Raw genomic sequence first — 9,011 nt, 5'->3', positions numbered from 1 at the left:
ACCACCACAAAGGGGACAGGCACCTTTGTGGTGGTTTTGACCCATCCCGTTGGTTTGTCTCGATCTGTAACATCTAGACCGCCAAAAGCTGTCTTGTTGTTACAGATTGAGATGTTCGTCCCGACGCCTACTTTTTGTCTCAATCTGTAACAGATAGAGCCGATTTACGTGCCCAGATGTTACAGATTGAGATGTTTGATGATCGGGATAGATACCCCGCTCCTATGTGGTGGTTTTCCAGTTTGTCATCGATATACGAACTGGCGAAAAAGTCTGCTATACTCTTTCCCGCTGTCCCCATCGTCTAGCGGCCAAGGACGCCACCCTTTCAAGGTGGATATCGCGGGTTCGAATCCCGCTGGGGGCACCATCTGAAGCTGAAGCTCGTTACCCTCGCGGTAACGGGCTTTTTTCTGCCTCGATGCCGGGATTCGAACCCGACAGGGTGCGGAGCTGAGGAAACGCGAAGCGTTTTCCAGCGCAGCACGCAAGGAGCGAAGCGACGCAGCGGAAGCGGGCGGCGCCAGCCGCACGCGGACATCCCGCTGGGGGCACCGCAGAATCTGAGAAGCCCGTTACCAATTCGGTAGCAAAACGGGCTTCAAAGCGTCCTTCGCAAACAAATAGCCGGGGCCCGCGCGATGCGGACCCCGGCTCAATACCGTGACGATATGTCAGTTGCGCCCTACACGTAGAACAGGATGTCGTCGTAGGTCGGGACCGGCCAGTAGTCGGCGGCCACGATCTCCTCCATGGCGTCCACGGCGGCGCGCAGCGTAGCCATAGCGGGAGCGACCTCGTGAGCGTACACGTTGGCCTGCTCCTGACCATCGAGGGCCTCGGCCTTCTGATGCACGGCGTCGAGGGCCTTGATGGAGTCGTTGATGGCGGTAATGCCGTTGCAGAGCTTGTTGAGCGTGTTCTGCTCGCACTGCATGGCAGCCTCGGCACCGGCGGCGCGAATGGCCTCCAAGCCCTTAGCAACCTTGGTGGCATAGGCGGTGATGACCGGACGATAGGTACGACGTGCCTCGCGAATCATCGTGGTAGCCTCGATGTTCATGAGCTTGTTGTACTTCTCGAGCTTGCAGTCGTAGCGGCACTGGGCCTCGGCCTTGGTCAGAACACCCATCTCGTCGAACAGGGCAAGAGCCTTCTCGGAGACAAAGGCGGGCAGAGCGTCCGCGGTGGTCTTGTTGTTGGCAAGGCCGCGCTTCTCGGCCTCGATGGGCCACTCGTCGGAGTAACCGTCGCCGGAGAAGAGGATGCGCTGGTGGTCGGTCAGAACCTTCTTGCAGTACTCGAGCGCGGCGTCCTGGAACTTGTCCTCGGGCGTACCCTCGAGCGCGTCGGCGAAAGCCTTGAGCGACTTGGCAACGGCAGCGTCGAGGACCATGTTGGGGTCGGAGACGTTCTGCTCGGAGCCGCAGGCGCGGAACTCGAACTTGTTGCCGGTGAAGGCAAACGGAGAGGTGCGGTTACGGTCGGTGTTGTCCTGCATGAGCTTGGGCAGGGCATCGGCGCCCAGGTCGAGCACGCCGTGGGTGGCGTGGACAGAGGCCTTGCCGTCGATGATCTTCTCGACAACCTCGGTGAGCTGGTCGCCCAGGAAGATGGAGACGATCGCCGGAGGAGCCTCGTTGGCGCCCAGACGGTGGTCGTTGCCGGCCGAGGCGACAGAAGCACGCAGGAGCTCCTGATAGTTATCGACAGACTCGATCACCGCGGTGAGGAAGACGATGAACTGCAGGTTGTCGAGCGGGGTATCGCCCGGATCGAGCAGGTTCTCGGACTCGGTGCCGATAGACCAGTTGTTGTGCTTACCGGAACCGTTGATGCCGTCGAAGGGCTTCTCGTGCAGCAGGCAGACCAAGTCGTGGCGGGAGGCGATGAGCTTCATCTTCTCCATCATGACCAGGTTCTGGTCGATGGCCTCGTTGACCTCCTCATAGACCGGCGCGAGTTCGTGCTGGCAGGGAGCGACCTCGTTGTGCTTGGTCTTGGCGGGAATGCCGAGCGCCCAAAGCTCCTCGTCCAGGTCCTTCATGTAGGCCGAGACGGTGGGGCGGATAGCACCAAAGTAGTGCTCCTCGAGCTCCTGGCCCTTGCAGGGGTTGGCGCCAAAGAGGGTGCGGCCGGTGATGACCAGGTCCTTGCGCTTACGGTAGGCGTCCTTCTTGATCAGGAAGTACTCCTGCTCGTCGCCGACGGAAGGCACGACCTTCTTGGGGGTCTTGCCAAAGAGGGCCAGGACACGCTTGGCCTCGCGGTCGAGCGCGGTCATGGAGCGCAGCAGCGGAGTCTTCTTGTCCAGAGCCTCGCCCGTGTAGGAGCAGAAGGCGGTGGGAATGCACAGGACCTCGTCCTTAATGAAGGCGGGGCTGGTGGGATCCCAAGCGGTGTAGCCACGGGCCTCGAAGGTGGCGCGAAGGCCGCCGTTGGGGAAGCTGGAGGCGTCCGGCTCGCCCTGGATGAGGTTCTTGCCCGTAAACTTGGTAATGGCGGTGCCGTTATGGTTGGGCTCCAGGAAACTGTCGTGCTTCTCGGAAGTGATGCCCGAAAGCGGCTGGAACCAGTGGGCGTAGTGCGTAGCGCCCTTGGAGATGGCCCAGACCTTCATGGCGTGGGCGACGGCGTTGGCCACGTCCAGGTCGAGCGGCTCACCGTCCTCGAGGGTTGCAGCGAGGCGCTTCCAAATGTCCTTGGGGAGGTAGTCTTTCATGACTTCCTCAGAGAACACCATGGTCCCGAAGCGGTCAGTAAGATCGGCCATACGGAACTCCCTTCGTATCGGCACCGCGTGAGATGCGGTGTTGATTACTAACGAACGAGCCTTAGATTAGACTCGCCGTGTTTCCGCAACATTACCGTTATGTTGCTGTCACGAAACCAATCAATGAGGTTACCGCATCGCAGGATTATTACCACCCTTAACAGCCAACGAACTGTATAAATTGCAGACCTACCCGTATGATTTTAGGGTAGTCAATTTGGGACGGGGCTATAAAGACTGGTATTTCACATCAGATACCAGTCTTTATAGAGACACGTCCCAATTTAACTAGCCCGTTATAGGCAATGCCGATAGCAAAGCATCTTTGATTGGTATCCCCAAATAGCGAGTAAAACTCCACCGTGGCATAGTGGTGCTGTAGAATCCTTACAACACATCGCACTAAATATTTAAAGGAGCACGATATGCGCGTCGACGAGGTTTTTAAGCAGGCAGCATCCCAGGGCACCACGCCCATTTCGTTTGAGATGTTCCCGCCCAAGGGCGAGCTTACCCTCGATACGGCTCGCGAGGTGGCAGGCAACCTGTGCAAGCTTTCGCCGAGTTTTGTCTCGGTCACCTGCTCGGCCGGCGGCTCGGGCAACGGTGCCACCACCGCTCCCATCGCGCACATGATCTCGAGCGAATTCGATACGCCTTCAGTCGCGCACCTCACCTGCGTGGGTCGCACGCATGCCGATATCGCCGCCAAGATCGACGAGTATCGCTCGGCCGGCGTGGAAAACGTGCTTGCCCTGCGCGGCGATCTTCCCGCCGGCGCGACCGAGGATGACAAGCCCGCCTCCGACTACGCCTTCGCCCGCGACCTCATCCCCGAGCTCGTCGACGCCGGTTTTTGCGTGGGCGCCGCAGCCTACCCCGAGGGCCACATCGCTTGCGAGGACCTCAACCTCTCAGTCGAATACCTCAAGCAAAAGCAAGACGCCGGCGCAAGCTTCTTTGTGACGCAGCTCTTCTTTGATAACGAGTGCTTCTACCGCTTCCGCGAGCTCGCCGACAAGGCAGGCATCACCGCGCCCATCACTGCGGGCATCATGCCGTTTATGGGCAAGTCCCAGATCAGCCGCATGGTCTTTATGTGCGGCGCGTCGCTGCCCTCCCCCGTCATCAAGATCCTCGCCAAGTACGAGAACGACCCCGAGAGCCTGCAGGCTGCCGGTGTGGACTATGCCGCCCGTCAGCTTTGCGACCTCAAGGAGCACGGCGCCGATGGTCTGCACCTGTACACTATGAACCGTCCTGCAATCGCCGCGACCATTATGGAGCGCTTGGGGTAATGGAAAAACCGCACATCGATACAACCGCTGTCGAAGTGCCGGCCGACCTTGCGTCGCCGGCGCTTTACCGTGTCGATGCTGCCCACCACCCCCGCGTCGACCGCGCCGAGATGCTTCGCTATCTGGGCTACGGCGGTCAGCAGATCGAACCCGAGCTGTCACAACGTATTGAGCTTGTGGTCGAGCGCCTAGAGTTAGATATCGAGCCCCGTGGCGTGCGCCGCGTGTTTGCCGTCGACGCCACGGGTGTCGACGGGCAGGGCGAGCCTTGCATCCGCCTGGTCGGTACCAATGTTGAGCTGCGGGGCCGCGATATCTACCGGCACTTAAAGGACGCCCGCCTGGCAGCGCTCATGGCCTGCACCCTCGGGATGGACGCCGAGCGCCGTCTGCGGACCACCGGAGCCCAGCAGCCCCTGGAGGGCGCCGTGCTCGACGCCGCATGCTCGGCCTATGTGGAAGCCGCCGTTGAGCAGATGGACCAGCAGATCAAAGCCGCGGCCGCCGCGCACGGGCTCGCCGGCAACTGGCGCTTCAGCCCCGGCTACGGCGACTGCCCGCTCTCGGCTCAGTGCTCGATCGTCGACGCGCTCAACGCCACGCGGCTCATTGGACTCACCGTCACACCCACCAGCCTGCTCATGCCCACCAAGAGCGTGACCGCCGTGATTGGCCTGTTCGACGGCGATGTCCACGACGCCCAGACCCGCCCCACCTGCAATATCTGCCGCATGCGCGAACACTGCCGCTTCCGCGCCGCCCACACCACTTGCTATTCCAGCCATTAGGAGCCGCCGATGTTTACTCCGCTTATCACCCATGATTCCGACGGCGCTGCACTGGCGGCGCCTGTTGATGCTGCCCGTCGTAACGGCGCCGAGTACAAGATGCGCACAATCGAAGACCTGCGCATTAAGGACGATCGTCTGCGCGCTGCCATCGAAGGCACGGGGCACCTGCTGTTTGACGGCGGCATGGGCACCATGTTGCAGGCTGCCGGCATGAAGGCGGGCGCCTTGCCCGAGCTCCTCAACTTTGAGGAGCCCCAGGTTATCACCGATATCCAGCGTCAGTACGTCGAGGCGGGCTGCGACGTGATCACCGCCAATACTTTTGGCGCCAACGCCCACAAGCTCGACGGCGCCGCCACCGTGGCCGACGTCTTTGCCGCGGCTGTCACCTGCGCCCGCGAGGCCGGCGCCCGCTACGTCGCCGGCGATATCGGTCCCATCGGCGCCCTGCTGCGCCCCCTAGGCACCCTCAGCTTTGACGAGGCCTACGACCTCTTTGCCGAGGAGGTGCGCGCCGGCGTCGCTGCGGGTGTCGACCTCTTTATTATCGAGACCATGACCGACCTGGCCGAGATCAAGGCGGCAGTCCTCGCCTGCCGCGAGAACTCCGACCTGCCCGTCTTTGCCACCATGACTTTTGAAGAAGACGGCCGCACCTTCTTGGGCACGAGCCCCGAGGTCGCCGCCATCACCCTCGACGCCATCGGCGCCGATGTCTTGGGCATCAACTGCAGCCAGGGTCCGGCCGAGCTCCGCGGGCTCGCCGCGCGCATGCTCACCGTCACCGACAAGCCCGTCATGGTGCAGGCCAACGCGGGACTGCCCCGCGTGGACGACGACGGCAACACCATCTTTGACATCCAGGCACCCGAATACGCCGAGGCCGTCGCCGGCATGATCGAGGACGGCGTGAGCGTCGTCGGCGGATGCTGCGGCACCACGCCCACGCACATGGCGGCACTTCGCACCCTCATCGACACCCACACGCCCAGCCCGCGTCACCGCAAGCCCAGCATGTCAGTCACGAGTGCCCAGACGGTTGTGGACCTTCCCTGCGATGGCCACAAAATCGCCGTGATCGGCGAGCGTATCAACCCCACCGGCAAAAAGCGTCTGCAGCAGGCCCTGCGCGACGGCGACCTGGATTACGTCGTGAGCCAGGGCATCAGCCAGCAGGAGCAGGGCGCCGACATCTTGGACGTCAACGTGGGCCTGCCCGAGATCGACGAGGTCAAGGTCATCCAGCAAGCGACCGAGCAGCTCCAAGGTTCCACGCTGCTGCCGCTGCAAATCGACTCCACCGACCCCGCCGCCGTCGAAGCCGCCGTGCGCCGCTACGCAGGCAAGCCCATCATCAACTCGGTCAACGGCAAACAGCAGATCATGGACGAGATCTTCCCGCTGGTCGCTCACTACGGCACCAACGTCGTCGGCCTCACGCTCGACGAGGGCGGCATCCCCGATACCGCCGAGGCCCGCTTTGCCATCGCCGAGCGCATCGTGGCCGAGGCCGCCCGCTACGGCATCGGCCCGGACCGCATCCTTATCGACTGCCTGGTCATGACCGCCTCGACCAACCAGCGTCAGGCCGAGCAGATCCTGCGCGCCATGTCGCTGTGCAAGGAGCGTCTGGGCGTCAAGTGCGCGCTCGGCGTGTCGAACATCAGCTTTGGCTTGCCCGCCCGCCCGCTGCTTGGCTCGGTCTTTTTGGCCGCCGCCTTTGGCGCTGGCCTGGACGCCCCCATCATGAACCCGGGCTCCAAGCGCTTTATGGACACCGTCTACAGCTATCGCGTGTTGAGCGTCGAGGACGAGGGCTCGACCGGATACATCGAGCGCTACGCCGGTTGGACCGACCCGTACAAAATCGCCGCGAACCCGGCAGCGGCTCAGGCAGCATCGAGCGATGCCGCACCCGCCCCGGGCACCGCCGCCAGCGCCGACGACGACCCCATCCGCCACATGGTCGTCTCGGGCCGCAAGGGCGAGATCGCGGCCGAGACCGAGCGCCTGTTGGCCGACCACGACGCCATGGACCTCATCAACAACCACTTTATTCCTGCCCTCGACGAGGTCGGCGTCCTCTTTGACCAGGGCAAGTTCTTCTTGCCGCAGCTCATGGCCTCTGCCGAGGCCGCGCGCGTGGGCTTCGATACCATCAAGCGTCTGATGCCCGCCGGCGAGATTGCCGACAAGGGCAAAATCTGCGTGGCTACCGTCAAGGGCGACATCCACGATATTGGCAAGAACATCGTCAAGATGCTGCTCGACAACTACGGCTACACCGTCTTTGACCTGGGCCGCGATGTCGATCCGCAGGAGGTGCTCAAGACCGTAAAGGAGCGCGACATTAAGCTCGTCGGTCTCTCGGCACTTATGACCACCACGGTCGTCGCCATGGAGGAGACCATCAAGTTGCTTCATGCCGAGGTTCCGGGCGTCAAGATCATCGTGGGCGGCGCCGTGCTCACCCCCGAATACGCCAAGCAGATTGGCGCGGACTACTATGCCAAGGACGCCGCCGAGAGCGCGCGTATCGCCGAAGAGGTCTTTGGCCGGTAACACAACGGAAACAACCCCGCACCAAAACGTGCCGCATGTGCCACTCGGCGCGTGCGGCACGTTAGAATAGAGGGGACTATGCTCGTTTTGGCAGATAGGAGCGCAAGGATGGCGATCACGCCTGCAGAAATCGCGGAAACCCGCGGCATGGTTGAGGAGCAGAACCTCGACATCAGGACCATCACCATGGGTGTTTCGCTCATGGGTTGCGGTGACGAGAACCTCGACCGCATGTGCACGAAGATCTACGACCACGTGACGCACACAGCTGAGCACTTGGTCGAGACCGCCGAGAACCTCGAGCGCGAGTACGGTATCCCCATCGTCAATAAGCGCGTTTCCGTCACCCCGGTGGCGCAAATCGCCGCTTGTTGCAAGGATGAGGACCTCACCCCCATCGCGCATGCCCTCGACCGTGCGGCCGAGACCCTCGGCATCGACTACCTGGGCGGCTTCTCCGCGCTCGTCCAGAAGGGCATCGGCGACGCCGACCGCCGCGTTATCCAGTCCATTCCGCAGGCGCTCGCCACCACGAGCCGCGTCTGCTCCAGCGTCAACGTCGCCAGCCTGCGTGCCGGCATCAACATGGACGCCGTGCTCATGGCCGCACAGACCATCATCGACGCCGCCAAGCTCACGGCCGACCAGGACTCCGTCGGCGCCTCTAAGTTTGTATGCTTTGCCAATATGGTCGAGGACTCCCCGTTTATGGCGGGCGCCGTCCACGGCGGTGGCGAGGCCGACGCCGTCATCAACGTTGGCGTCTCGGGCCCCGGCGTTATGGCCGCGGCACTGGAGACGCTCCCCGACTCCGCCTCAATGATGGAGGTCGCCGAGAAGATTAAGCAGACCGCCTTTAAGATCACCCGTGCCGGCGAGCTCATGAGCCGCGAGGCCGCCCATCGCCTGGGTGTCGAGAAGGGTATCGTCGATCTGTCGCTGGCCCCCACGCCCGCCATCGGTGACTCCGTTGCCCGCATTCTCGAGATCATCGGTGTTGGCACCTGCGGTGGCCCGGGCACGACCTGCGCGCTCGCCATGCTCAACGATGCCGTCAAGAAGGGCGGCGTCATGGCCAGCTCCAGCGTCGGTGGCCTCTCGGGCGCCTTTATCCCCGTGTCCGAGGACGCCGGCATGATCGCCGCCGTCGAGGCCGGCGCGCTCTCGCTCGAGAAGCTCGAGGCCATGACCTGCGTGTGCTCCGTCGGCCTGGACATGATCGCCATCCCCGGCGACACCCCGGTCGAGACCATCGCCGGCATCATCGCCGACGAGATGGCTATCGGCGTCATCAACAACAAGACCACGGCTGTCCGCGTGATTCCTGCCATCGGCAAGGGCGTGGGCGACTGCGTCGAGTACGGCGGCCTGTTCGGCCGTGCGCCCATCATGCCGGTGAACCCCAACGCCGGCACCGTGCTTGCCCACCGCGGTGGTCGATTCCCGGCGCCGCTGAACTCGCTGAAGAACTAGCCTAGGGATTCGGGAGAGGAGCCCCGGGGAGGGCAAATATATAAGGTCGCCTGCTCGGACAGTCCTGACTCGCACGGAGAGCACATTAAGTGCTCTCCGGCTCGTGCGGAACTC

General features: G+C 62.7%; 5 protein-coding genes and 1 tRNA gene. 5 read left to right on the top strand and 1 reads right to left on the bottom strand.

What is annotated here, in order from left to right:
* Nucleotides 1-293 precede the first annotated feature (293 nt).
* A tRNA-Glu gene (locus I2G43_RS02455) sits at nucleotides 294-370 on the top strand.
* A 315-nt stretch (nucleotides 371-685) separates the two neighbouring features.
* Here the strand turns inward: I2G43_RS02455 and I2G43_RS02450 are convergent.
* A complete protein-coding gene (locus I2G43_RS02450) occupies nucleotides 686-2,773 on the bottom strand; it encodes a glutamine synthetase III (RefSeq protein WP_195534954.1) in 2,088 nt (695 codons plus the stop codon).
* Between the two features lie 425 nt (nucleotides 2,774-3,198).
* Between I2G43_RS02450 and I2G43_RS02445 the strand changes: the two genes are divergently transcribed.
* From I2G43_RS02445 to I2G43_RS02430, 4 genes are all read left to right on the top strand, one after another.
* A complete protein-coding gene (locus I2G43_RS02445) occupies nucleotides 3,199-4,071 on the top strand; it encodes a methylenetetrahydrofolate reductase (protein ID WP_195534953.1) in 873 nt (290 codons plus the stop codon).
* The gene (locus tag I2G43_RS02440; RefSeq protein WP_195534952.1) at nucleotides 4,071-4,859 is read left to right on the top strand and encodes a hypothetical protein; all 789 of its coding nucleotides are present in this window, start codon (nucleotides 4,071-4,073) and stop codon (nucleotides 4,857-4,859) included. The genes I2G43_RS02445 and I2G43_RS02440 overlap by 1 nt, the downstream gene beginning before the upstream one ends.
* A gap of 9 nt (nucleotides 4,860-4,868) precedes the next feature.
* Nucleotides 4,869-7,424 (top strand): homocysteine S-methyltransferase family protein, encoded by a 2,556-nt coding sequence (locus tag I2G43_RS02435; protein WP_229071495.1) that lies wholly within the window; start codon nucleotides 4,869-4,871, stop codon nucleotides 7,422-7,424.
* Between the two features lie 108 nt (nucleotides 7,425-7,532).
* A complete protein-coding gene (locus I2G43_RS02430; RefSeq protein ID WP_035136908.1) occupies nucleotides 7,533-8,897 on the top strand; it encodes a PFL family protein in 1,365 nt (454 codons plus the stop codon).
* Nucleotides 8,898-9,011: the final 114 nt, after the last annotated feature.

Origin of the sequence: Collinsella aerofaciens (assembly GCF_015557435.1) — a bacterium.
Lineage (GTDB): Bacteria > Actinomycetota > Coriobacteriia > Coriobacteriales > Coriobacteriaceae > Collinsella > Collinsella aerofaciens_Z.
This window is presented reverse-complemented; position numbering and strand designations above follow the sequence as displayed.